Source organism: Rhodoferax fermentans (assembly GCF_002017865.1).
In the GTDB taxonomy this organism is placed as follows: Bacteria; Pseudomonadota; Gammaproteobacteria; order Burkholderiales; family Burkholderiaceae_C; genus Rhodoferax; species Rhodoferax fermentans.
On the sequence record NZ_MTJN01000002.1, the window covers coordinates 2,675,172 to 2,698,405 of the forward strand.

20 protein-coding genes are annotated in these 23,234 nt (G+C 58.8%); 8 read left to right on the forward strand and 12 right to left on the reverse strand.

From position 1 onward, the window contains the following. The first annotated feature begins 118 nt into the window (after positions 1-118). A complete protein-coding gene (locus tag RF819_RS21075) occupies positions 119-292 on the forward strand; it encodes a type II toxin-antitoxin system RelE/ParE family toxin (protein ID WP_143541700.1) in 174 nt (57 codons plus the stop codon). Here the strand turns inward: RF819_RS21075 and RF819_RS12515 are convergent. The 5 genes from RF819_RS12515 to RF819_RS12535 all read right to left on the reverse strand — a co-directional run bounded on the left by RF819_RS12515 (position 281) and on the right by RF819_RS12535 (position 7,358). Beyond that, positions 281-970, reverse strand: a complete 690-nt coding sequence (locus tag RF819_RS12515; protein WP_143541701.1) for a hypothetical protein — start codon at positions 968-970, stop codon at positions 281-283. The two genes, RF819_RS21075 and RF819_RS12515, sit on opposite strands and share 12 nt — an antisense overlap. Before the next feature lie 211 nt (positions 971-1,181). Beyond that, positions 1,182-1,520 carry a hypothetical protein gene (locus RF819_RS21080; RefSeq protein WP_143541702.1) on the reverse strand — a complete coding sequence of 113 codons (339 nt, stop codon included), beginning with the start codon at positions 1,518-1,520 and terminating at the stop codon, positions 1,182-1,184. A 111-nt stretch (positions 1,521-1,631) separates the two neighbouring features. Further along, a complete protein-coding gene (locus tag RF819_RS12525) occupies positions 1,632-2,600 on the reverse strand; it encodes an IS5 family transposase (protein ID WP_078366726.1) in 969 nt (322 codons plus the stop codon). Between the two features lie 37 nt (positions 2,601-2,637). Next, positions 2,638-4,815, reverse strand: a complete 2,178-nt coding sequence (locus RF819_RS12530; RefSeq protein ID WP_078365295.1) for a site-specific integrase — start codon at positions 4,813-4,815, stop codon at positions 2,638-2,640. Beyond that, the gene (locus tag RF819_RS12535; RefSeq protein WP_078365296.1) at positions 4,812-7,358 is read right to left on the reverse strand and encodes a hypothetical protein; all 2,547 of its coding nucleotides are present in this window, start codon (positions 7,356-7,358) and stop codon (positions 4,812-4,814) included. The genes RF819_RS12530 and RF819_RS12535 overlap by 4 nt, the downstream gene beginning before the upstream one ends. A 701-nt stretch (positions 7,359-8,059) precedes the next feature. Between RF819_RS12535 and RF819_RS12540 the strand changes: the two genes are divergently transcribed. From RF819_RS12540 to RF819_RS12555, 4 genes are read left to right on the forward strand one after another with little or no spacing between them, the layout of a single operon-like run. Next, a complete protein-coding gene (locus RF819_RS12540) occupies positions 8,060-8,350 on the forward strand; it encodes a hypothetical protein (protein ID WP_078365297.1) in 291 nt (96 codons plus the stop codon). A 20-nt stretch (positions 8,351-8,370) separates the two neighbouring features. Then, on the forward strand, positions 8,371-9,225 hold the full coding sequence (locus RF819_RS12545) for a TRAP transporter TatT component family protein (RefSeq protein ID WP_242472750.1): 855 nt from the start codon (positions 8,371-8,373) through the stop codon (positions 9,223-9,225). 53 nt (positions 9,226-9,278) lie between these two features. Then, positions 9,279-10,265: a TRAP transporter substrate-binding protein gene (locus RF819_RS12550; protein WP_242472760.1), complete on the forward strand. Its 987-nt coding sequence runs from the start codon at positions 9,279-9,281 to the stop codon at positions 10,263-10,265. Between the two features lie 5 nt (positions 10,266-10,270). After that, the gene (locus tag RF819_RS12555; protein ID WP_078365300.1) at positions 10,271-12,127 is read left to right on the forward strand and encodes a TRAP transporter large permease; all 1,857 of its coding nucleotides are present in this window, start codon (positions 10,271-10,273) and stop codon (positions 12,125-12,127) included. 154 nt (positions 12,128-12,281) lie between these two features. Here the strand turns inward: RF819_RS12555 and RF819_RS12560 are convergent, their stop codons facing one another. The 3 genes from RF819_RS12560 to RF819_RS12570 form a co-directional block, all read right to left on the reverse strand. Beyond that, on the reverse strand, positions 12,282-13,049 hold the full coding sequence (locus RF819_RS12560) for an amino acid ABC transporter ATP-binding protein (RefSeq protein ID WP_274610600.1): 768 nt from the start codon (positions 13,047-13,049) through the stop codon (positions 12,282-12,284). Beyond that, on the reverse strand, positions 13,039-13,692 hold the full coding sequence (locus RF819_RS12565) for an amino acid ABC transporter permease (protein WP_078365302.1): 654 nt from the start codon (positions 13,690-13,692) through the stop codon (positions 13,039-13,041). Before RF819_RS12565 ends, RF819_RS12560 begins: the two co-directional genes overlap by 11 nt. 104 nt (positions 13,693-13,796) lie before the next feature. Next, positions 13,797-14,552 carry an amino acid ABC transporter substrate-binding protein gene (locus RF819_RS12570; protein WP_420853870.1) on the reverse strand — a complete coding sequence of 252 codons (756 nt, stop codon included), beginning with the start codon at positions 14,550-14,552 and terminating at the stop codon, positions 13,797-13,799. A 204-nt stretch (positions 14,553-14,756) separates the two neighbouring features. Here RF819_RS12570 and RF819_RS12575 point away from each other — a divergent pair, with 204 nt between their 5' ends. Then, positions 14,757-16,505: a PHA/PHB synthase family protein gene (locus RF819_RS12575; RefSeq protein ID WP_078365304.1), complete on the forward strand. Its 1,749-nt coding sequence runs from the start codon at positions 14,757-14,759 to the stop codon at positions 16,503-16,505. Here RF819_RS12575 and RF819_RS12580 read toward each other — a convergent pair. Beyond that, positions 16,492-17,352 (reverse strand): alpha/beta fold hydrolase, encoded by an 861-nt coding sequence (locus RF819_RS12580; protein WP_078365305.1) that lies wholly within the window; start codon positions 17,350-17,352, stop codon positions 16,492-16,494. The two genes, RF819_RS12575 and RF819_RS12580, sit on opposite strands and share 14 nt — an antisense overlap. A gap of 66 nt (positions 17,353-17,418) precedes the next feature. Between RF819_RS12580 and RF819_RS12585 the strand changes: the two genes are divergently transcribed. Then, positions 17,419-18,696, forward strand: coding sequence for a Coenzyme F420 hydrogenase/dehydrogenase, beta subunit C-terminal domain (locus tag RF819_RS12585; protein WP_078365306.1), 1,278 nt, complete (start codon positions 17,419-17,421; stop codon positions 18,694-18,696). Between the two features lie 15 nt (positions 18,697-18,711). Here the strand turns inward: RF819_RS12585 and RF819_RS12590 are convergent, their stop codons facing one another. Next, complete coding sequence (locus RF819_RS12590; protein ID WP_078365307.1) at positions 18,712-19,602, reverse strand: alpha/beta fold hydrolase; 891 nt, start codon at positions 19,600-19,602, stop codon at positions 18,712-18,714. Between the two features lie 213 nt (positions 19,603-19,815). Between RF819_RS12590 and RF819_RS12595 the strand changes: the two genes are divergently transcribed. Next, a complete protein-coding gene (locus RF819_RS12595; protein ID WP_078365308.1) occupies positions 19,816-20,316 on the forward strand; it encodes a hypothetical protein in 501 nt (166 codons plus the stop codon). A gap of 42 nt (positions 20,317-20,358) precedes the next feature. Here RF819_RS12595 and RF819_RS12600 read toward each other — a convergent pair whose 3' ends face one another. Both RF819_RS12600 and RF819_RS12605 read right to left on the reverse strand, forming a co-directional pair. Beyond that, a complete protein-coding gene (locus RF819_RS12600) occupies positions 20,359-22,137 on the reverse strand; it encodes an ABC transporter ATP-binding protein/permease (protein ID WP_078365309.1) in 1,779 nt (592 codons plus the stop codon). Between the two features lie 64 nt (positions 22,138-22,201). After that, on the reverse strand, positions 22,202-23,200 hold the full coding sequence (locus RF819_RS12605; RefSeq protein ID WP_143541703.1) for a 5'-nucleotidase: 999 nt from the start codon (positions 23,198-23,200) through the stop codon (positions 22,202-22,204). Between the last annotated feature and the right edge of the window lie 34 nt (positions 23,201-23,234).

The window sequence follows — 23,234 nt, forward strand, 5'->3', positions numbered from 1 at the left end:
GCATGGGTGTCATGAGGGTAGATCTTGTCCGTATGTTCCTGGTCAGTTTTCGATTGGTCGTTCAAACCGCAATGTATCCGGCAGGTGGTGTTGACCAAAAAGTTGAAGTCACTAAAATGTGAGCAGTTGCCCACCCTACTTGCACAAGCAGCAGACTTTGCTTGAATACCGACCTGAGCCCGAAAAGGACAAACCGACTGATGTGGTCCTGCTAGCCATCGGGCCTCATGAAAATTTCTATGAAATGTTGAAGCGGTCTTGGGAACAAAAAAACCTCAAGTTAAGAAAATAGGTCTGGTGTCTGCATGGCGATTGCCTTACGAATGGATGCCAATAGTGACTCCTCGTCTTGCAGGGTGATCAATGAACACTTGTATGACGGCCCCTTGGCCGTCAGCGTAATGCGGATCGAGATCAGCGCCTTCAAATGTAGGCCGAGCAGCATGCAGTAACCAAGCAGCATAAGTCTGTCGTGGACGAGTTGAAACTGTAGCGAGCGTTGCCCCAGATCACGCGCCTGAAAAATGGGCTCAAGATCCTGGCCGTCCTGTAGTACGCAAACCACACCCCCATTGTCCGCATTGATGGAGCTGACCGAGAGGGTTACTTGGTAAGCCCTGCTGGCAGTGAAATCTGGACTGCAGATCCCTGACTGATCGTCAGATACGACATCCACATTGCCCACAGATAAGTTATGCGTGCGGCACAGAAGGTGTCGCAGGCTGTTGATCGCGAGCAGTTGATCCGGCTCTGAACGTATGGCGCTCATCACGATTTCGGCATCCGCTTTTCCTTGGGCAGCTTTGCGCGCCACGGGCTGCAACTTGGCAATTCGCGCGAGGGTGCTCTGCTTGTCCAATTCCGCGCGGCTTTCAAGGTCGTCATTGACGATGGCGCGCTGCTTCTGTTCTACCAATGCCAGGACAACGTCAATCTTACGCAGTTGGTCGGTCGGAACGCCGGTCAACACGGTCTGTCCTCCGTGGGGATTCGTTTGTTTCAAAGTCTTGGCGGCCTGTTCGAGTTGCCAGATGGCTTCTGGGAGAGGGGTTACAAGGCGCGAGTCACTAGTCATGGGAGTAGCTTTGGCAAGAAGATGATGATGTCGGGCGCTGTTGAGCGCTGCTGCGCAGGCTCGTGATCTGGATGTAATGATCAAGGGGCCATGGATGGGGCAGTGCTCAAGTAACATTGCTCAGCCCCTCAGAGATGCTTGCGCGAGCCAGCAAACAAGCCTTAAAAACAGAAGTCAGACGCGTGCCAAGAACACGGTTGTCGACGTCGCGGGTGCCAATTCTGATGGCGGGAATCGCACCGATTTCATTGTTAACCTTGACGACAGCCTGTGGGCCCTTAACAGACAAAAACGAGCGCTCGGCATCACGAAGGTGGCGCTGACCACGATGAATATGAAGCACATAAGAGTTAGGCAGGGCAACGAACAAATTGCTCCAAAATTCCGCCATACGATGATCAGATAGTCCTTTTGCGCTAAGGCAACGCTGAACAAGTAGAGTCAAAGCAGGCCCCAGCGGTATCGAGAAACCGAAGTTGTCGAAATTGCGACCAGCTGAGCTCGCTTTTGCCCCCTTTGAGGCTGTTTCAGGGGGAATTCACCCCCTATTGCGCCCTCATGGACGCACCTGTGCCATCAGCCTTTGTCGGCAGAGATAGATGTTGGCCAGCGCCAAAGCAGTAAACGCCCGCGTGGCGTTCTTCTGCAACCCACGGTAACGCACCTTGCCAAAGCCCCACAGGCGCTTGACCACAGCAAATACATGCTCCACGCGTGAGCGGATCTTGGATTTGTTGCGGTTCTTGGCGCGAATGCCTTCATCGACCACACCAGAGCGGCGACTGCGCTGGTTGGTGAAGTCTTTGGCCTTGGGTGCTGCACTGCGGATCAGCTCCTTCTGGCTGGCGTAGGCACTGTCGCCATAGACGCGTTGCTCCTTGCCATGCAACAAACTGGGCAGTGGGTGTTTGTCATGCACGTTGGCTGCTGTGACCACCGCATGGTGGGCCAGACCACTTTGGCTGTCCACACCGATGTGCAACTTCATGCCAAAGTACCACTGTTGGCCCTTGCGGGTTTGGTGCATGTCCGGGTCGCGCGCCTTATTCGCATTCTTGGTGGAACTCGGTGCACCAATGATGGTGGCGTCCACAATGGTGCCGGTGTTGAGCTTGAAGCCCTTGCTTTGCAAGACAGCGCCTACTTGGGCAAACAGGGCTTGGCCAAGTTTGTGCTTGTTGAGGAGTTTGCGAAAGTTCAACACCGTGGTGGCGTCCGGCACAGATTCACGCCCCAGGTCAATGCCCACGAAGCGACGCAGGCTCACGCTGTCGTACAGAGCTTCTTCACAGGCCAGGTCTGCCAGGTTGAACCAGTGCTGGATGAAGTGGATGCGCAGCATACGCTCAAGCCCGATGGGGGGACGCCCATTACCGGCCTTGGGGTAAAACGGCTCGATGACTTCGCACAGAGCGGCCCAGGGAACGATGACTTCCATGGTCTTCAAGAACTCATCGCGCCGCGTGGGCTTGCGGTAGGTCTCAAAGCTTTGTTGTTCGGCCATGGCCAGAGTTTGTTGTTTCATCTGCATCTCCTGCTTGGGATGCCACGAACCATGCAAGTCATGGGCCAACTGGGGACTTGATCAGTGTTGCCCTAAGTTTGTATACAAATTGATAGGTTGTCAAAAGATCGTGTTCGCTCAGTCCAGCAACCCAATTCAAAATCTCTTGGCCATGTCCAGAAAACAGGACATCAAGATTGCCCTGGCGTCCCCGATCCTGCGCGGCAGCGCGCGCCCGCATCGACACCATCAGGACCAGTTCATCAGGCGGGAGATGGGTGTCCAGATCAGTGGCTCGCGACAATCCGATGCCTGTCCTTTCAATCGTTTGCGGCTTGGACATACCAACGATGCGCGCGGATAGATAGATGAGGTCGTCTATTTGGAGTTGTACGGAGACGGTCTCTTTGCAAGACAGGGGCGACGTGTTGGTTAAGTCCTGATCTGTTGATGGCTCAGCTCCGTCGAAATTGCCAGAGGCCGGTTCGGAGGGGAAAAGCTGATTTGTTTTGACACGCGAGTTCAAATCGTGAGCACTTGCCAGTTGCCAACGTGACCTGAGGCGCTGGATCGAATCGTCTGCAATGCGGGAGAAAACCCATCCCCATTCGCAATTCTCCGCTGATGCACGCTGGCGGAATTTGCGCAGACCTGCCGGAGCAATGTCGAGCTGACTTAGCAGCCCGGGGCGAGGGGTAGTCTTGTTGAGCAAGGCCATCGAACGAATCGAGAAGACCAGGCTCCAGCCGGCCAGGTAGTTGCCCATAGCAGCGCGCAGGTCCCCGTGTCCGGCCACGCTGGCGGCGTAAGCCAGGCGCGTCCAGACGGTTTGCGCGTCACTCCAGGCTGAGCAGGATCGAGGTGAAGCTTGCGCCCCGAGCATCTGTGCGGCCAGTGTCCCCCAGTCTGGCCAGGCCAAGTTCTGCAGAGCACTCGCACGCATAGAGTGTGGCCGGGCTGACGGGTCACCGGTGGCGTGCTTGAGCGATGTGGACAGAAGGTTGATCAGATCGACGTCGCGTTGGCCCGCTTCTGGGGAACCATCGCTGCGAAATAGAAATTCGGCATCAGGGAGGTAGTTAACCAATTCTTGCTTGTAGTCGCTGATCAATTGTTGCAAGGCAGCAGGTGCCTTCAATGTGCGAACCGAGTTGTTGTTCTTGATGTTCTTGTAGCCAACGCGCTTGATGACGAGCATTCCATTTTCTGTCATGCAATCGACGCGCAGATTGGAGATGTCGCTGGACCGAGTGGGGATCAGGAACTGAATACGGGCGCGCATTTCCAGCATCTTGGCGTCAAGTGGTTGATCTGTAAGCCATGTGCCGGCAATCCGGATTGAGCGCTCCAGATCGGCATCGTTGACCAGACATGAGGAGGCTGAACCGCTGGGGAGGTTTTCATCGCCTTCAGCAAGAATGCTGCGGATCGACGGCGGTACCCATTGCTGGCGCTTAATCAGATTGCGGACCAACCGACCGATGGCATCCTTGACACGTTTGTGTAGGGTCGGTGTTTGGGCAGAAGGCGCGTGGTCCAAGCTGTTAGCGGGTGCAGGGTTGATGTGCTCTCCCGTAATGTCGGAGTTCAGTTCATATAGCCAATGCTCCCACTGATCATCAGACCACTCGTATGGGTCGTCGATGTCCACATCATGCAAAGCTCGCGGCCTCTGCGTCAGCACACTCAAGTAAGTATTGATCGAACTGATGTCCAGGCGTCCCTTGACATCTTTCGCGGATTGCTTCAGTTCCTCTACTACCCAGTCCATGATCCAGGCGCCGAACGCTGTTTGAATTTGCACTTCTTGGTGAATCTGGTCGAGGCAGTCAAGCGACCGCTTGTGCAACTCGCCCAGGCGGACGGTTTGTGAGGTATTGGCAGAAATGATCTTGCGCAATCGACTTAGATCCTGCTCCGGTTTTTTGGCGGCACGGATACGGGTGTGCGACTTGTCCGGGCTTGGCGAAGATGCGATTGAGTCGTCCGCTGTCGCACTCAAACGCATCAAAGAAAACTGGCTTAAGGTCGGCGCAGGCACATCAGGATCGGCAACCGCCAGGAGAGAGGGTGGGAACTCCAGGCGCAAAAAAGAACGGGACGTATCGAGCAACGCGGCCTTGCAACCCTCTGTACTGGCCGGCCAATAGCTTGGGTCAATGTCGCGCAGCGTCTTGCCGACCTGTTGCCAGATTTTTTGTTCTGACAGCAGTTCGTCTAGAGCTTTGCTGATCAATTTCGTCGTCGTGGGAAGCAGTGGCAGCCAAGTCGGATGACAAAAATGTGCGCGCTGCCAAAAAGCCCAGCTGATTTGCCATGGCAGTGGATGAGTTTTTCCGGCGCCCTGAGCGCTTCAACACACAGATTTGGGTCCGGTACAAAGTCCATGAACAGCATGTGCAGCACTGCAAGGACCTCAACCGGCGCCTGAATGCTGCCTTGCACAAGTTCATGGCGCACGCGCTGGGTAGACCGCCAGCCAGCAAGGGTCGCCACCGACAGGGGTTCAAGTACAGTTCGCGGATCGGGCACCTTGAATGCTGCGTCTTTCATGGGGCGTTCGCGACCACTGACACGGAACATGACTTCCGGCTCTGACAGATCAGGTGACAAAGTTATGCTGCCAAACAGCCGGTGGCCCGTGTGTTCCATAGCGTTGGCCAGTTTCCTGGCGGCCTCGAGTGGAGGGATGTCAAAGTAGGCACCATTGGTCCGAGTCACATCACGCGTGTGTCCGGTCAGCGTGCGGATCAGCCAGCGGTCGTAAGAATCCTCGTCCAAATGGGTGACCCAAGCGCTGCGACCGAAGTTGTAATCAGAGCCGTCAAAATATTCGTCAATCACCTTGGCGATATCGCCAGTGGTGACGGGTTCCATCTGCTGAAGGCTGCTGTCAACCCACTGGACAAACAGGTAGGCGTCGTGCACTACCCCGGTTGACAGATCGGGCTTGACCATGAGGTGCAAATCAGCAGCCGCGCGAAGCAAATCCCTGACGATTGGCGTTTTGGGAATCAGGCGCGGCTGTTCACGCTCAAGCTCGTCCTTGTCGGAAATTAGGAACGAATCCTTGAGTAGGAACATTGCACCGAAAGTCAGGCGTTCCAGTCTGGTGCCGCGGTGGGCGGTCTGGATCACGAAGCCAGCGCACAGCAGCGTCATGAGCCGATTGATGTCATTGAGTCGTTCTGAATCAGGCAAGGCCGATGCGATCCTGGCTCGTGTTCGATCGATTTCCTGTTCCAAGCGCGACCATCCAGCTTGAAGCTGAGAGGCTTCAAGCACTTTTTGACAGCCTGCGCGTTGGTTCTGTTCGCTGATTATTGTTGGCGCGCTCAGGCCAAGGAAAGCATAGGCCTCGCGCAAGCGCTGCTGCAGAACACGGTAGGTCGGTCCAAAATAATAAAGAGCTGCTGGCGCCGCAACCGTAAAGTGCCCGCTCAGCATGGCTGCCGACATGTCGCTTGCGCAGGTGCGCAGAAAGACAAACGGCATTGACTTTGCAAAACGGCTGGCGTAAGCAGGATGTGCCGAATCGCCGCACGTCCGGAGGAACGCGCGAAACCTGGTGAGATCAAGTGTCGAGTCAAGTGCCGAGCTCATGAGTTCTCCCAGAGTAAATACTGCCGGATGCGTGCTGCGCAGATGGCGCAAACGATTGACGAGTTCTTTTGGCAGCGCAACTGGAATCGGTTCTTCTATGGATGGCTCATCTGCCTGATCTCGCTTGTCACGATAAGCGCTGAAAGCCCAGCACCAAGCGCCGGCGTCGGTGTCCAGCCAAATACTGTGGTCAGGCGCAAAGCGAAGTTTTTCGGCGATGAAGTCGCTGCAGCCAGAGAGCAAACAAACCAATGCAAAAAGAGCATAGGTGGAGCGCTCTCGGTCGCTACTTTTTAGGTGAAGTACCAGTTTCCTGGTGACCAGAGCAAGGTCATCAGGATCAATATAGTCGCGGGTAACAAAACCTAGTTTTTCCGAGAAGTTCGCGTAGTTGCTGCTCGAAAGCCGGGCACCAATGTCAGGGAAGAGTTCCTCTCTTTTCCAGAGTCCATTCTCGTTTTCTTGTTCTGTCGAGGCATCGCCAGCAGTCAGGTCGTATTCGAACGCTTTGTGTTGGCGATCATGATCTTTGTCCGCAGGTGCCTCTGACGAGCGATCTGGCAGACAGTGATATGGACTGCCAATCGAACTACGAAGCACTGATAGGGTTGTTGCAAGAAATTGGGCGTGGACAGCGCGTGGGTCTGTAATCTCGTAAATCTTGGAGATACTGGCGCTATCAAGCACGTCGATTTCAATCAGACTATTCCAGTCGAGGGAACGCCTTCCTTTGCCAGTGCGCGCATTTTTCAGTATGTGTGCACCGTCGATCAGCGCTGGGCTGACGCTTCCATTCATCGAAGCGGCACTGGCAATAGCACGCCCAATCAGAGCGCTTAACTTTTGCTCGAGGTCGCTAGGCGAAATAGATACCCGCCAATTTGAAAGGCGGTTTTGTGGAGTGCTATCCGTTGTCGGTGGCTGGAACCAGCGTGCCGCTTCGGATACTCCATTTGCGGCTTGCTCCCTGTAGTATTTTTTCAGGGTTTCCGCTACTGAATTCCAATGGTCAAGATTCATGTCGCTGTAGCGCCCGGCGGCATGGCTCAGGCAATTGGATACGACTTCGAGCGCGGTTGCGATTCCGCAGAAGTCTTTAGGGACGTGCAAGGCCACCCTCAGTGATTGCAAGGGCGTGGCAAGACGGGGGTCGAGTGACAAGATTTGGGTGGGCATAGTGCATCACATGCTGGTTGCATGTGCCTGAGAAGGTTTCGGATATGTGCCGCGCGTAGCGGCGATCCAGGCGCACTTGCCCGTCCAACCGGGCGCTCCTGAATAGGAGCAACCTAGTGGTGACCGAAGCTGGTCATGAATGTAGGCTGAACTTTGCTCTCAAGAGACCGGCCTGTTCAGCTGCCTGTCACGGAGTCTATCTGAAAAATTCGAACATAACCAATGGTCGCAATGGCAGGGAGATGTATTTGCCGAATCGCTAGTGCGTGACAGAAAATGGTTGTTTAATCGGGGTCAATCGATTTTGGTCACGCTGACTTTTCTCTCTGTTACGAGGCCACTAGACCGAACTAAACCAAACAAGTTACCTGTTTGGTTTGTAGTCTCATAACCCAAAGTTCTCGCGCAACCAATCAAATCAAGCACTTAGCTTGTATCAAAAGCCCGCTTAATGCGGGCTTTTTGTTTTGTGTTGGCGCAGCCTCGTTGATTGCGCATTCGACGCTGAGTTTGTGTCGCTCATCGTATGCGTATGCCAGAGTTGGCCTCTGGAGCTTGGTCTGAACGTCGCTGTGATTCAGCTACGACTTCCGTGATGTCGACGCCCGCGCAGTCTTTGCTGTGTCACGAATTCTTCATGTTGTCTCTGCATACTGGCAAAGGCAGCCTGCCAGAGTCAGCCAACCCGTGGAGAAAGCAGCATGAACCAACACACCGACACCGCATTGGGCGCAGACGATGCATTTTTGCCGCAGGATGCGGACACAGACTTTGAATCGGTGGGCGACCACCACCGCGCAGCAGCACATCATTTTGCCGCTGCGGCACGGCACCACTTAGCAGCGGCCGCGGCCGATGACGAAGGTGACACCGAGACCGCTGATCGACATTCGTTTCTGGCCTACCGCCAACGCCTCAATGGGGTGCAATACGCTGAAATAGCTGTCATGGACAGTGAAAGCGCCGAAGACGTGATTGAGAGCGGGCTCTGAAACCAGCGCTTCGCCTGGGCTTGCTGGCGTTGTTGTTGGCGCTGGCCGCCTGTTCACCACGCCAGCTGATTCTTCAAGAAACCGCCACCGCGCTGGCCACCCAGGGGCAGGCGCCAGAGGATGATTTGGTGCTGGCGCGCGAAGCTAGCGCGTTCTACCTCAAGTTGTCCGAGTCGGTGCTGCATGAAACTCCTGGCCATGTGCCGTTGACGGTGGCTGTGACCTCGGGGTACACGCAATATGCCTATGCCTTTGTGCAGTTTGACGCTGATCGCCTGGATGCCAAAGATGCCCAGGCGGCACAAAAGCTGCGTCAACGCGCGGCCAGGCTGTACCAGCGCGCCCAAGATCACGCGATGGCAACGCTTGAGCTTCATAGCCCCGGTTTAACCAAGGCACTGGCCAATCCAGCACCTGCAATGTGGCCCCGTTTGCCGACTGATCAGGTGGATTTGGCGTACTGGGCGGCCGCGTCTTGGGGGGCGTACATTGCCTTGTCCAAAGACCAGCCCCAGGTGGTCGCCGATTTGCCATTGGCCATGCACCTGGCTCAATTGGCTTATGCCAGAGCCCCCCAAAACAAGCGGGGTTCGCTGGCGAGCCTGATGGGCACGTTTGAGGCGGCTCGGCCCGGTGGCTCTGCACAGCGCGCGGTGGACTATTTTGATGAGGCGATTGGTCTGGATGGTCGCGTCAGCGCGGCGGCTTATGTTGCCAAGGCCGAGGCGATTGCCTTGCCCGCGGGCGATCGGCCAGCGTTTGAGTCTTTGCTGAAGCAGGCCTTGGTCACCAGCGCCACCCACCCCGACTTGTCAAACAGTGTGATGCGCGAGCGAGCGCTTTGGCTACTGGACAACACAGACGATCTTTTTTAAGTGTTTGCATGATGTATTTTTCAAAAATGAGGCGCCAGCTTCTTGGGACCAGCTTGGCCGTTTTGGCCGCTTTGAACAGTTGGCCCGCACACGCTGCCGCCAAGCAGTTGCGCATTGGCACTTTGGCACCCAAAAATTCGCTCTACCACCGTCAGTTGCAAGCCATCGGTGAGACCTGGCGCACAGCCCAGGGGAGTGATGCCAAATACCTGATCTACACGGACGGCAGCCAAGGTGGTGAAGCTGAATTGGCGCGACGCATGCGGATTGGCCAACTGCAGGGGGCCTTGATGTCGGTGGTGGGGCTGCGCGAGATTGAACCCTCCATTGCGGCGTTACAAAACCTGCCCTTGCTTTTCAAAAACTGGGAAGAAGTGGACTATGTGCGCGAGAAGATGCGCGCCGCCATGGAAAAGAAGTTTCTGGACAAAGGTTTTGTGGTGCTGGCTTGGGGCGACTCGGGCTGGGTGCGCTTCTTCTCCAAAGAGCCCGCGTTCAGCCCTGCTGACTACCTCAAGATGAAGTTCTTTGCCTGGGGTGCCGAGTCAGAACAGCAAGAGATCATGAAAAGCCTGGGCTACACGCCGGTGCCTCTGGAAACCAGCGACATTCTCCCGGCGATCCAGACCGGCATGATCTCGGTGGTGCCCTCCACCCCGTACTTTGCTTTGGCCAGTCAGATCTATAACACCGCGCCCAACATGTTGGAGATCAACTGGGCGCCGATTGTGGGTGCTTTGGTGCTCACCCAAAAAGCCTGGGACGACATGAGCCCAGAGGCCCAACAAACGCTGCGCAGCGCGGGTGACAAGGCCGGGCAGATCATGCGCACCCAGGCTCGCCAGGAAGTGGAAGACGCCGTGACCGCGATGAAACAACGGGGTCTGGTGGTCAACAAACCGAAGCCTGAGCAGATGAAAGAGTGGTCCGCCCTGGCCGACAAACTTTACCCGCGCATTCGTGGGCGCATGGTCCCGGCTGACACCTTTGATGAGGTGTTCTTTCACCTCAAAGCCTATCGGGCCAGCCAAGGGCGCTGATTTCGATGAATGTAAACAGCGCCCGCTCGCTGGGTCTGCAACGATTTGACGAGGTGTTGGCTTCATTGGCCCTGATGCTGATGGTGCTGATTCCAATGCTGGAAATGGCGCTGCGCCCAATGATGGGGCGCGGCGTGGACAACGCACCGGTGCTGGTGCAACACCTGGGCCTGGTGATGGCCATGCTGGGCGCGGTGGCTGCAGAGCGCCACGGCCACCTGAGCAGCCTGGGCAATGGTTTGGCTGGCCTGGGCGGCGAGCGCCTGCAGATCGGCATCAAAGTTTTTGCCCAAGGCAGTGCGGCACTGGTGTGTGGGGTGCTGGCGCTGGCAAGTTGGCGCCTGGTGGCCACTGAGATGGAGGTGGCCCATAACCTGGCGTATGGGCTGCCGACCTGGTGGGTGCAGATGCTGATGCCTGTTGGTTTTGCTTTGCTCGGGGCCAAATTAGGCGCCCGCTGTGCGGATGTGCTCTGGCTCAAGGGCGTGTGTGCGGTGTTGTTGCCGGGCCTGGGTTTTTGGCTGGGCAGCAGTTACGAAGGTCTTGAACCACCACTCTGGCCGGCCGTGGTGTGGCTGCTGGCAGCCTTGCTGGGTGGTGCGCCGATTTTTGCCGTGCTGGGTGGGCTGGCGCTGGCCCTGTTCTGGCATGAGGGACAACCGCTGGCCTCGGTGGCGCTGTCGCACTACCAGATCACGGTGAATGCCTCGTTGCCGGCTTTGCCACTGTTCACATTGGCGGGCCTGGTGTTTGCGCGCACCGGTGCGGCGGCGCGTTTGGGCGCGGTGTTCATGGCGCTGTTTGGGGGAGGTGTCACCGGCACGGTGGTGGCTGCAGCGTTGTTGTGCTCATGTTTTACCGCTTTCACTGGTGGCAGTGGTGTCACGATTCTGGCGCTGGGAGGTTTGTTGTTACCACTGCTGCGCAACGCCGGGCTGCCCGAGCAGCGTGGCATCAGCCTGGTCACCAGTGCCAGCGCGCTCGGTGTGCTGCTGGCGCCGTCTGTGCCCTTAATTTTGTACGCCGTGATTGCCCGGGTCCCCATCAACACCATGTTTCTGGCCGGACTGGTACCGGCCTTGGTCATGGTGGCTTGCCTGGTTTTGTTGGGGGGCTACCTGCGCCGCGGCGGCTTGTTGCCCGCCGCAGCCTTGGTGGCAGACACACGGACAAGCGCCCCACACAGCCAACATGCCCCGCGCATCCTGCCCGCGTTGTGGACTGCCAAATGGGAAATTCTGGCGCCCGGTATCGCCATGGGTTCTCTGGTGAGTGGTTTGGCCACCCCGATGGAAAGCGCCGCGCTGACCGCCGCCTACGCGGTGGCCACCCAGACTTTGGCCCATCGGGAGCTGAGCTGGCGCCTGCTGGGACAGGCTTTGAGCGACTGCGCCCAGATCATCGGCGGGGTGATGCTGATCCTGGGCATGGCCCTTGGTCTGACCAACTACCTGGTGGACAGTGGCCTGCCCAACGAGGTGATCGACTGGGTGCAGGCCTTGCTGCCCAACAAGTACCTGTTCTTGCTGGCGCTCAACGTGTTTTTGCTGGCGGCTGGGTCCCTGATGGAGATCTACGCTGCCATCGTGTTTCTGGTGCCGCTGCTGCTGCCGGTGGCGTTGAGTTATGACATTGACCCGGTGCACTTTGGCATCATCTTTTTGGCGAACATGGAAATGGGTTTTCTGGCGCCACCAGCAGGCATGAACCTGTACTTTGCCTCGGCGATGTTTGGCAAACCCCTGCGCTACGTGGCGCGCTCGGTCTTGCCTGCGGTACTGGCGATTTTTCTGGGGACGCTGGTCATCTCCTGGTTGCCGCTGCTGTCCACGGCTTTGCCTGCTTGGCTGAGTCGACCTTAGGCAGACTCACCTTGTGTGGTTGCTGCACTAAAAATAGCTGTTGGTCCTTGTTTTATAAGGGCTAACGCCTGTTTTTGTACTAAGGATTGCCGTGGTGCATTGCTCGACGCCCGTGTTGCGGCGTTTGGGAGAACGTCACACCCGCCAAGTGGTTTTATAGCATCTTTTCCAGAAACGCCCGGGTACGGGGGTGTTCCGGTGCGGCAAACAGTTCTCGCGCTGGGCGCGCTTCGACCACCACACCACCGTCCATAAAAACAACGCGCCCGGCCACCTCGCGGGCAAAGGCCATTTCGTGGGTGACCACAATCATGGTCATGTGTTCCTCGGCCAGCTCGCGCATGGTGCTGAGCACCTCGCCGGTCAGCTCGGGGTCGAGCGCCGAGGTCGGTTCGTCAAACAGCATGATGTCGGGCTCCATCGCCAGCGCGCGGGCAATCGCCACACGCTGCTTTTGCCCACCCGACAAGCGCGACGGGTAGCTGTCGCGTTTGTCGAACAGGCCGACCTTGCGCAGCAGGGCTTCGGCTTTGGGAACAATCTCGTCCTTGAGGACACCCTTGACCGTGAGCGGCGCCTCAATCAGGTTCTGCAGCACCGTCAGGTGCGGGAACAGGTTGAAGTGCTGGAACACCATGCCCATCTTGCGGCAGACCCGGTTGATGTCAGCCGGTGGCACATACTGGCAATGGCCCTGGGCGTTGGTCGTCACCAGCGGCTCGCCCTCGATCTCGATGTGGCCGCGGTGGATGGTTTCCAGGTGGATCAGGCAACGCAGGAAGGTGCTTTTGCCCGAGCCAGAGGGGCCGATGACGGCGATCACCTCGCCCTTGTCGACGTCCAGAGAGACACCCTTGAGCACCTCGACCGCGCCGAAACGCTTGTGCACGTCGCTGGCACGGATCATCGGACTATTCATCATAAACAGCGTATTTCTTTTCCAGGCGCTGGAAACCATAGGTCAGCACCAGGGTCATGATCAGGTAGAAGGCCGCCGCCACCACAAACGGTGAGGTGGTGAAATCGCGCTGCACGATGCCGCGCGCAGCGCGCAGCAAGTCGTTCATGGCCAGCACATAAATCAGCGAGGTGTCTTTCACCAGGGTGATGGTCTCGTTGCTCATCGGCGGCAGGATGCGTTTGAGCACCTGCGGCAGCACAATGCGCCGCATGGTCTGCGGGTAGCTCAAACCCAGCACCTTGGCGCCTTCATACTGGCCGCGGTCAATCGACTGGATGCCGGCGCGGAAAATCTCGGCAAAGTAGGCTGCGTAGTTCAGTACAAAGGCCAGGATCGCGGCCGGAAAGTCGGGCAGGCGCATGCCAATCACCGGGATGAAAGGCAAGGCAAAGTAGATGAACAACATCTGCAGCATCAGCGGCGTGCCGCGCATCAGCCAGATGTAGCCGTTGACCAGGCCACTGAGGATGCCAAAACGGGAAATCCGCAGCAGCGCCAGGCCCAGGCCCAGCGGCACCGCCAGCACCAGGGTGATCAGGAACACCTGGAGTGTGACGGCGCTGCCCTGCAACAGGGGCGGCAAGATGGTGGCGATGTAGTCCATGGATGGGTATCAGAGCACGCAAAAAAATCCGGTCGGCGCAAGTGGCTGCGTGCTAACGCAGCGTACCTGCATGGCGGCCGGATCGGGGCCAGGCCTCGGCAGGCTTATTTTTTGACGATGTCCTTGCCGAACCACTGGGTCGAGATCTTGGCGGCGGTGCCGTCGGCCTTCATGTCGTCCAGGGCCTTGTCGAGTTTGGCGGCCAGCTCGGTGTCGTCCTTGCGGGTGCCCACACCGTAGTCTTCGGTGCCAAAGTTGTCTTCCAGCACACGGTAGTCGCGTGGTTTCTTGGCGGTGTAATAACGGCCCACAATTTCATCGACCACCAGTGCGTCCAGGCGGCCCGCCGACAGGTCCATCAGGGCGGTCACGTTGTCACCAAACTTCTTGAGTTCTTTGAGCGACTTGGCGGTGGCCTCGTCCTTTTGCACCGCGTCGACCGCGCTGCTGCCGTCTTGCACACCCACCACCTTGCCCTTGAGCTGGGCTTTGCTGGTGATGCCTGAAGACTCGGCCACCACCACAATCTGGCGGTTTTCCAGATAGGGTTTGGTGAACAGGATGTTGGCCTTGCGTTCTTCGGTGATCGTCAGGCCGTTCCACAACACGTCGATGCGTTTGCCGTTGAGCTCGGACTCCTTGGCGCTCCAGTCGATGGGTTTGAACGTCACCTCCACCCCGAGGCGTTTACCGGCTTCCTTGGCCAGGTCGATGTCAAAACCGACCAGCTCGTTGCGGTCATCGCGGAAACCCATGGGGGGGAAATTGTCATCCAGGCCAATCACGATGGCCTTGGCAACCACCGGCGCCGGTGCTGCGGCCACGGGCTCTTCCTTCTTGCCACAGCCAACCATCACCATCGCTGCCACCAGACCTGCCACCAGGCTACAAACGCGTTTTGTCATGTTACGTCCAGAGTTGTGAAAAACAGTCAATTATCGGTGCGTTGACAGCCGGAAAAAGAGGTGTAGATTGCTGTTCTTGGTCAGCGGGTCCTGCCTGGCCTGCCACATCGTTCAAGTACACGGATTGTCAAAACGTGAAAGGAAGCGAGGTTGCGCACCATGTCCAATCAAACCAAGCCGGGTCATGTCGAGCCCACGTCCAGCCATCTGACCCCTCTGAACGCCGCCATCCAGACCTTCAGCCAGTCCATCGACCCTTACAGCATCTGGACATCCCAGATCCAGGCCCAGATCGCCTGGTGGCAGTATCCCCAGGCATGCTGGCGGGCCGCTGACGAGTTCGCCGCCGACATGGTGGCGCTGTCGGGGCATACGCTGCGTCGCTCGCTGGGCCTGCCTGCTGATGAGGTGTATGTGCCGAACCCGGCAGACGCCCGTTTTGCCGACCCGATCTGGACCGAATCTGCCGCCTGGGACATTCTGAAAGAGTGGTACCTGACGCTGAGCAGCCGGATGCAAAAGCTCTCGCTCGAAGCACCCGGCCTGTCCGAGCACGAACGCCACCGTGCGGCTTTCTGGCAGCGCAACACCCTCAACATGCTCTCGCCTACCAACTTCTTCTGGCTCAACCCGCAGGCCATGGCGCAATATGCCAAAACGGACGGTGAGAGTGTCCGCCAGGGTTTGAAGAACTTTGCCCGCGATGTGGAGGCCAACAACATCCAGATGGTCGAGCCCGACGCGTTTACCGTGGGCAAGGATCTGGCAACCACCCTCGGCAAGGTGATTTTCCGTAACCGTCTGGTGGAGCTGATCCACTACGCACCGACCACCGACCAGGTGCGGCAGATGCCGATCCTGATCGTCACACCGTGGATCAACAAGTTCTACATCCTGGACCTGACCGAGAAGAAGAGCTTGGTCAAGTACCTGACCGACCAGGGCTTCTCCGTCTTCATTTCGAGCTGGAAAAACCCGACGCCAGAGATGCAAGACGTGCGTTTTGACGACTATCTGCAAGAGGGCGTGAGTGAACTGGTGCGCGTGACCACCGAGTTCTGCAAAGTGCCCCAGATACATCTGGTGGGTTACTGCATTGGTGGCACGCTGGTTGCCACCTACATGGCCTGGGCCCACAAGCGTTTTGCTGCGGCCAAGATGCCGGTGGCGCACTGGACATTGTTCACCAGCCTGACAGACTTTTCGCAACCCGGTGAGATCGGTGTGTTCATCGACGAGGCCTGTCTGGATGGGCTCGACGAGCTGATGGCCAAAAAGGGCTACCTGGATGGCAACGAGATGGCGGCGTCCTTCAGACTGTTGCGCTCCAACAGCCTGATCTGGAACTACTGGGTGCAGAGTTACCTGCTGGGTGAGAAGCTGCCGCCGTTTGACGTCTTGTTCTGGAACGTGGACGCCACGCGTATGCCGCAGGCCATGCATTCCTACTACCTGCGCCAGATGTACCTGCACAACCGCTTGGTCCAGCCCGATGCCCTGACGATTGGTGGTGAGTCGATTGATCTGAGCCGCATCCAGCAGTCGCTTTATGCTGTGACGGCCGAGGAAGACCATATTGCGCCCTGGAGTTCCTGCTACCAGATCCGCAAGGTGATCCACCCGGATGCAGCTGTGCGGTTTGTGCGTTCCACCTCGGGTCACATCCTGGGCATCGTCAACCCGCCGGTGCAGCCCCCCAAACGCGCCTACTGGGTGGCCGAGCCCACGCACACGCAGGACGCCGAGCATTGGCTGGCTGGTGCTGACAAAAAGCCCGGCAGCTGGTGGGACGACTGGACCACTTGGCTGAGCCAGCGCACTGGCGAGAAAGTGCCAGCGTATGCCACTACCAACCGCAAGTTCCCAGCACTGGCCGATGCACCGGGCAGCTACGTCATGGAGAAATAGCTTGGGGTGAAGGGGTGTTGATCAGCGCGCGCAGCTCAGCCACAAAGCGCTCGGGCTGCGCCAGATGCGGGCCGTGGTCCGCACCATCGTAAAAACTCAGTTGGGCACCAGGTGTCTGTGTGGCCACAAACCGCGCGGTTTCTGCCGTGTAGAAGTTGCTGCAGGTGCCACAAGCCAGCAGTGTGGGCACATTGATCTTCGGCAGCACATCGCGGTAGTCGGCAGCCACCAGGCTTTTCCAGATCGCGATGGCGCTGCCTGGGTCAACGGTTTGCAAAGACTCACGCATCAGCCGCCAGCCTGAAGAATTGCGCAGATAACTGGCGCGCGCTTTGTCATTGAGTCCAAAAGCCACCAGGCGCAGCACGGCCTCAATAAAGTCGCGTTCAAGGTCGCTGATGAGCTGCTGCGACCGGTTGGCGTCAAAGTCGCCGTAGATGCCACCGTCCCAGCTTGCGTCGGTCACCAGTTTAGGGGACTGGTCGACGAAGGCCAGGTGGGAAAAACGCGCCGAACCATAGTCGCGCAAACACTGCCACAGTGTCAGCGCCCCCATCGAGTGGCCCACCGCCACCACGCGGTCGATCTTCAAATGGTCCAGCAGGTTGATGACGTCACGGGCCAGCCGCTGCACATCCGGCGCCGGGTTGACCGTCAGCCTATGGTCACCGTGGCCACGTGCGTCCGGGCGCAACACCTGGTATGTATTTGATAGCTGCTCAACCAGTGGCGAGAAGGCCATGTGGCTGGAAGTCCATCCATGCAGCAACAACACCGGTGGCCCTTCACCACGGCGGTGCAGGTGGAGCGTTTCGCCGTCGTCTGCGCTGATGTTGAGGTGCTGCATGGGGCCATTTTGAGCCAAAAACCCTTCGGGCCACAGCTATCATCATGCACCTGGAGTGACCCACTGATGCAGCTGCCTGACCCCTCCCTTGCGCCCCCAACCGTCTGGCGCCCGGTGCTTGGCCCCGCACCGCACCGCGATTTGTGCACCGACTGCGGCATCTCACGCTCCAGCGAGCCCAAACGGTGCGGCCAGGCCTGCCAGTTCATCCACCCCGACTACCCACGCCTGGAGGCCAAGGTCCACGGCCGGGTGCGTGACCCACTCAAAGGGGATGAGTTGTTTTTTGGCGTGCACCAGCGCATGTGGCGCGCCGCGTTGCAGCCAGCGGCCCCCGGTGCACAGTGGACTGGCATCACCACCCGACTGGCGCAACGCCTGCTGGAAACCGGCGCGGTGGACGCGGTATTGACCATGGCCCCAGACCCGAATGACCGCTGGCGCCCTGTGCCGGTGTTGGTGACCCAGGCTGATGGCATGGCCCAGTGCCGTGGCATGCGCATGGGTTACGCGCCCTTGCTGGCGCTGCTGGAGCCTGCTGTGCAACAGGGCTACAAGCGCCTGGCGGTGATTGGTATCCCGTGCCAGGTGTATGCCTTGCGTGCGCTGGAGGCGCAGCTGGGGCTGGAGCGCCTGTATGTGATTGGCACCCCGTGTTCGGACAACACAACGACAGAGCGTTTTCATGAATTTCTGGCGCTGGTGGCGGCCCAGACGAATAACAAGCCCGAAGACATTGTTTACCTGGAGTTCCTGGCCGACTACCACGTGGAGCTGCGTTTTGCCGATGGCCACCAGCGCAAGGTGCCGTTTTTGATGCTGCCGCTCTCCGATTTGCCGCGCGACTTCTTCCCGCTGACCTGCCGTACCTGTGTGGATTACACCAACGCACTGGCCGACATCACCGTGGGCTACATGGGCGGTGAGGGTCAGCAGTGGTTACTGGTGCGCAATGAGCGCGGTGACGAGCTGCTCAAACTGTTGGGTGACGAGGTTAAGCTGACTGCGCCCGGCAGCGCGGGCAAACGCGAAGGCCCGGTCAAAGGCTTTTTAGCTAACACCGAGCGTGCCGCCGGTGGCTTGCCGCTGCGCCGCATGCCGCAGTGGTTGCGCCCGGTGGTGGGCTGGCTGATGCCCAAGGTGGGGCCACGCGGTCTGGAGTTTGCGCGCGCCCGCCTGGAGATGAAGGCGGTTGAGACCGTGATCCACCTGCGCCGCGAAGAACCCCGACGCATCAAGTCGATGGTGCCCGCCCATGTGTGGGCGCTGGTCAAACCTTATGGCTTGTCGCCAACACCTGAAGAAGTCCACGTGGACGCAAGCGCGCCTGGCGCCTCTGTGTAGCGTCGGCTCAAGCCGTCATCCAGGAATGGCCTGCCAGAACGCATCCTGGGCAGCCACATAGGCCCGCAGCAGCTCAAAATAGGGCATGGCCCCGGTTTGCAGCACCTGCACCTGCCAGTTGGGTTGGCTGCTGACGATGTTGAGGTTCTTGTAGTTGGTGAAGTCCCCGCGTGTGCCGTGCACCACCAGGACCGGCAATGTCAGTTGTCCATACACACTGTGGATGTCGGTGCTGAACAGGATGCCACTCAGAAAAGCCAGCGGTGCACATTCCGCCTTGGGCTGGCGGGCGCTGATGCAGTTGTAGGCCCACAGTGTCTCGTCGATCTGCTTGGCGCCCCAGGTGCGCTCCAGGAAATAACGGATGACCGCCGGGCGGGTCAATTGTTTGAACAAAAAGCCGCCCCAGCCCGGGCCACGCAAGAACTTGTCCAGCCCTGGCTTGTAACGGGTTTGCCCCGGAGACTCGCGCAATTCTTCCCCGCCGCGAAAACCGGTCGGGCTCACCAGGGTCAGGCTTCTGAACAAGGACGGGTGTTCAACCGCCGCCCGCGCCAGAAACTCGGAAGAGAGTGACACCGCCACCGCATCCAGGGCGACGCCACCATGGCGTGCCTGGACCCATTGGGCGGCCGCAACGATGGCATCGGTCATCACACGCACCGTGTACGCCTGGTCTTTGCGGTCAGACAAGCCATAACCCGGCAAATCCAGCGCATAAACACTACGACTGCCCCGGTAGTGCTCAAACAAGGGGCGCACCTCGGCGGCTGAGGCCACCGCATTGATGCTGTGGATCAGCAGCAGCGGCGCACCCGAGCCTGCGGCATAGAGCACCACTTTGCTGGGGGTGTGGGGTAGCGTATGGACGGCACCATCCAGGGCGGCGGGCAAGTTTGGGGTCATGTTGGGCGAGCTAAGCGTGAAAATACGGCCATCTTACCCCCGGGTTTCTACGGAGGCACGTGCGCCAGAGCACACGACTTACGGTCTTTTGGCCGAAAAAACCACGAATAAGTTCAAATACACGAGAAATAGACCTAAATTACCCCTTATTTCTGCCGTTAAGAAGACTACGACCGGAGAAAAACCCTCTAACCCTTTGCAGGCTGACAGATCATGAGCCAAGCACCTATTGACCGAATCCAGAGCGTGCGGCCTGTTGCCGCTGAAGCCGCTGCATTGGCAACCGGGCGGGTGGTGCCCGTGGTGCCGGTGAACCCGCCGCAGAAGGTGGAAGCCCCTACCGAGGTGCAGCCCAGTGTGATCAACAAAATCAACACCGGTGACAAGCCCAATGCGGGCGAGGGTGTCTACAGCAGCGTGTCCGACCCGGCGCGGCAAAAACTGGAAGACGCGGTGCCCAAGGACTGGACCATCAAGCGCCCGGCGCCAGAAAAATCGCCGGAACCGCCGCCCGAGCCGCTCTCCAAGGTGCTGCTGGACCAGATCAAGTCACTTTGGCTCGCCAGTGCCAGTGCGGTGCAGGTGCAAGAGCAGGTCAAAAACCAGATTGACCCGACCAAGGCCTCGGCCACCGTGGCCCCAGGTGTGATCTCGTCCGAGGTCTACACCTATTCACCGACCAAGATCAACAAGACCGACAAAACACAGACCTGAGCGCTGGGGCAGGACGCCAACCGACTCGCCCCAAGCCTGCGTTCAAGCTGGCGCCGCTTCAACGCGCAAGCGGTGGCTGGCCACTTCAGCTTCCGGCACTTTCTCCAAAACCCAACGGCTTGTGTGGAATGCCGCCACTGCGGGCTTGTGAGCTATTGAAACAATAGCTCCATGCCCTTGTTGTATTTGGGCTAGAAGCGTTTTGTAGATCAAACTCTCGCTGGCCTCGTCGAGTGCGCTGGTGGCCTCATCGGCAAAAATCCAGCGCGGTTTTTTGAGCAGTACCCGGGCCACGGCCAGGCGTTGTTGTTCTCCACCCGAGAGGGTTTGGCTCCAGGCGCCGACCTCGTCGAGCCGGGTGCTCAGCTCGGGTAACAGCGCGCGGTGCAAGGCGCTGGTCAGCTCGTCATCACTGAACAGGCTGGCTTCTTGTGGGTAGGCCAGTGCCTCGCGCAGCGGGCCGTTCGGGAAATAAGGCCGTTGCGGCAGGAACATGCTGTCTGGCGGGCGGCTCAAGTGGCCGCTGGCAAACGGCCAGATACCCGCCAAGGCCCGAAACAGCGTGGACTTGCCCGCGCCCGATGGCCCGTTGAGCAGAATGCTGTCGCCTGGCTGCGCCTGCAGCTGGGCCTGGTCCAGCAACACGCTGCCGTTGGGCAGTGTCAGGTGCAGATCGGTGCTGCTCAACACTTCTGAATCTGTAGCTACCAGTCCTTGATCAGAAAGGGCTAGAGCCTGAAAAGAGGCTTCAAAACTGGTCAGGCGGTTGGTGGTGGCACGCCACGCCGCCAGGCTGCTGTAGTTGTCCACAAACCAGCTCAACGCGTTTTGCACCTGGCCAAAGGCGCTGGAGATCTGCACCAACTCGCCGAGCTGGATGGCGCCGCTGAAGAAGCGCGGCGCCGCCACCACAAACGGGAAGACCACCGCTGCCTGTCCAAAAAAGCTGGTGAACCAGACCAGCCGCTTTTGCGCCCGGATCAGGTTCAGGTAGTTGCCCAGCACCAAGCCAAAACGGCGCTCGAGTTGGCTGCGCTCGACCGCTTCGCCACGGTCCAGCGCAATCGCCTCGCTGTACTCACGCACGCGCACCATGTGGTGGCGGAAATCGGCCTCGCGGCGCTGCTGCTCAAAGTTCAGCTGGATCTGCGGGCGGCCCAGGTAGTGCGTGATGACACTGCCGACCAGGCAGTACAGCAGCGCCATCCAGACCATGAAACCAGGGATGTCAAAGGTCTGGCCGCCCAGGGTGAAGGCGAAGTTGCCCGACAGCCCCCACAGGATGCCGACAAAACTGGCCAGTGTGACCACTGCATTGAGCAGCCCCATGCTCAGAGCGATGCTGTCATTGGTGAACTGGTTGATGTCGTCCTGAATACGTTGGTCGGGGTTGTCCGGGTTGTGGCCCGTTGTATTGGGCGCAGCGGCAAAACGCAGCAGCTCCATTTTGTAAAAGGCCTGGTTGGACAACCAGCGTGTCAGGTAGTGGTTGGTCATCCAGGCGCGCCAGCGCACCACCAGCAACTGCGTCAGGTAAAACTTGTAGACCGCCAGGATGATGAAAGCAAAGGCCAACCAGGCAAAACGTGTCATCTGCGCCCAGAACACGCTTGCATTTTTCTCTTGCAAGGCGTCGTAAAACACCTTGTACCAGTCGTTGAACAAGACCGCCATGTAGACCAGAGACAGGTTCAGCGCAACGATGGCCACCAGCAGCGCGCGGGCTTTCCACTTCTGGTCGGAGGCAAAGTACGGCCGGGTCAGCGCCCAGGCTTGGGTCGTGAAGGTTTTGAATGCAGCGAGTTTGTCAGCGAGTGTCATGGGGCATTTCCAGCGGTGCAGGCCGCGATGCTACCCGTAGGCTCCCCGCTGGGTGCGCTGTTGGTCAATTGGCCACGCCACTGGCCACATGGCCTGACGGCACATGTTGCGCGGCGGATTCGATGTGGCCGGTCTGGTCGTCAAAGAAAAAGTCAGGCTCAAACTCGCGCAGAAATTCGCCCTTGGCCAGCCCGCCCAGAAACATGGCCTCGTCCACCTCGATGTTCCAGTTCATCAGGGTGCGGATCGCGCGCTCATGCGCCGGGGCGCTGCGTGCGGTCACCAGCGCGGTGCGGATGCGCATCTGTGGGGTGCCAGAGCGCTGCAGGTTTTGTAGCGCAACAAGCAACGGTTTAAAGGGCCCATCGGGCAAAGGTTGTCCAACCTTTTCAGTTTCATGGCGCTGGAAGGCCTGCAGCCCCTGCGCCTGGTAAACACGCTCGGCCTCGTCGCTGAATAACACCGCATCGCCGTCAAAGGCAATCCGCACTTCCGATGGATGGGCGTCACTGGCGTGGACCGAGTTGGGGTAGACCTGGGCTGCCGGCACACCAGCGGCCAGCGCGGCACGCACGTCGCTCAGGTGGGTGCTCAGAAACAGGTTGGCGTGTAAGGGTTTCAGGTAACGCCAGGGTGCCTGGCCACGGGTGAAGCTGCCGCGCTCAATCGTCAAGCCATAGTGCTGGGCCGAACGGAACACCCGCATACCCGAGACCGGGTCGTTGCGTGAGAGGATCACCACCTCGACCGGCTGGATGCCCTCACCCCGGCCCTCTCCCGGCGGGAGAGGGGGTAAAGCAGCGCCCGTGGACAACGGCGGCTGTTCGCTCCCTCTCCTTGTGGGAGAGGGTTGGGGTGAGGGTGGCTGATGGTTGAACGCCAGCAATTTTTTGACCAGAGAAAACGCCACCCCCGGCCTGGCAGGGATGTCGAGCCGTTGTAATTGCAGGTCCATGTAGGCCCGGTCATCACTCTGCTCAAAGACCAGGTTTTCTTCCTCAAAGTCAAACAGCGCGCGGCTGCTGATGGCCACCACCAACTTGCCGTCCAGTGTCATTGGCATGAGAACCCCCTGTCTGAGTTGTGCCAGCCCTGCC

What these genes read in the sequence shown, in the direction of transcription:
- RF819_RS12555 (WP_078365300.1), top strand. Translation starts at nt 10,271, where the DNA reads ATGAATGTAAACAGCGCCCGCTCGCTGGGTCTGCAACGATTTGACGAG.
- RF819_RS12605 (WP_143541703.1), bottom strand. Translation starts at nt 23,200, where the DNA reads ATGCCAATGACACTGGACGGCAAGTTGGTGGTGGCCATCAGCAGCCGC.
- RF819_RS12575 (WP_078365304.1), top strand. Translation starts at nt 14,757, where the DNA reads ATGTCCAATCAAACCAAGCCGGGTCATGTCGAGCCCACGTCCAGCCAT.
- RF819_RS12535 (WP_078365296.1), bottom strand. Translation starts at nt 7,358, where the DNA reads ATGCCCACCCAAATCTTGTCACTCGACCCCCGTCTTGCCACGCCCTTG.
- RF819_RS12525 (WP_078366726.1), bottom strand. Translation starts at nt 2,600, where the DNA reads ATGAAACAACAAACTCTGGCCATGGCCGAACAACAAAGCTTTGAGACC.
- RF819_RS12560 (WP_274610600.1), bottom strand. Translation starts at nt 13,049, where the DNA reads ATGATGAATAGTCCGATGATCCGTGCCAGCGACGTGCACAAGCGTTTC.
- RF819_RS12595 (WP_078365308.1), top strand. Translation starts at nt 19,816, where the DNA reads ATGAGCCAAGCACCTATTGACCGAATCCAGAGCGTGCGGCCTGTTGCC.
- RF819_RS12600 (WP_078365309.1), bottom strand. Translation starts at nt 22,137, where the DNA reads ATGACACTCGCTGACAAACTCGCTGCATTCAAAACCTTCACGACCCAA.
- RF819_RS12540 (WP_078365297.1), top strand. Translation starts at nt 8,060, where the DNA reads ATGAACCAACACACCGACACCGCATTGGGCGCAGACGATGCATTTTTG.
- RF819_RS12590 (WP_078365307.1), bottom strand. Translation starts at nt 19,602, where the DNA reads ATGACCCCAAACTTGCCCGCCGCCCTGGATGGTGCCGTCCATACGCTA.
- RF819_RS12570 (WP_420853870.1), bottom strand. Translation starts at nt 14,552, where the DNA reads ATGGTGATGGTTGGCTGTGGCAAGAAGGAAGAGCCCGTGGCCGCAGCA.
- RF819_RS12585 (WP_078365306.1), top strand. Translation starts at nt 17,419, where the DNA reads ATGCAGCTGCCTGACCCCTCCCTTGCGCCCCCAACCGTCTGGCGCCCG.
- RF819_RS12580 (WP_078365305.1), bottom strand. Translation starts at nt 17,352, where the DNA reads ATGCAGCACCTCAACATCAGCGCAGACGACGGCGAAACGCTCCACCTG.
- RF819_RS12565 (WP_078365302.1), bottom strand. Translation starts at nt 13,692, where the DNA reads ATGGACTACATCGCCACCATCTTGCCGCCCCTGTTGCAGGGCAGCGCC.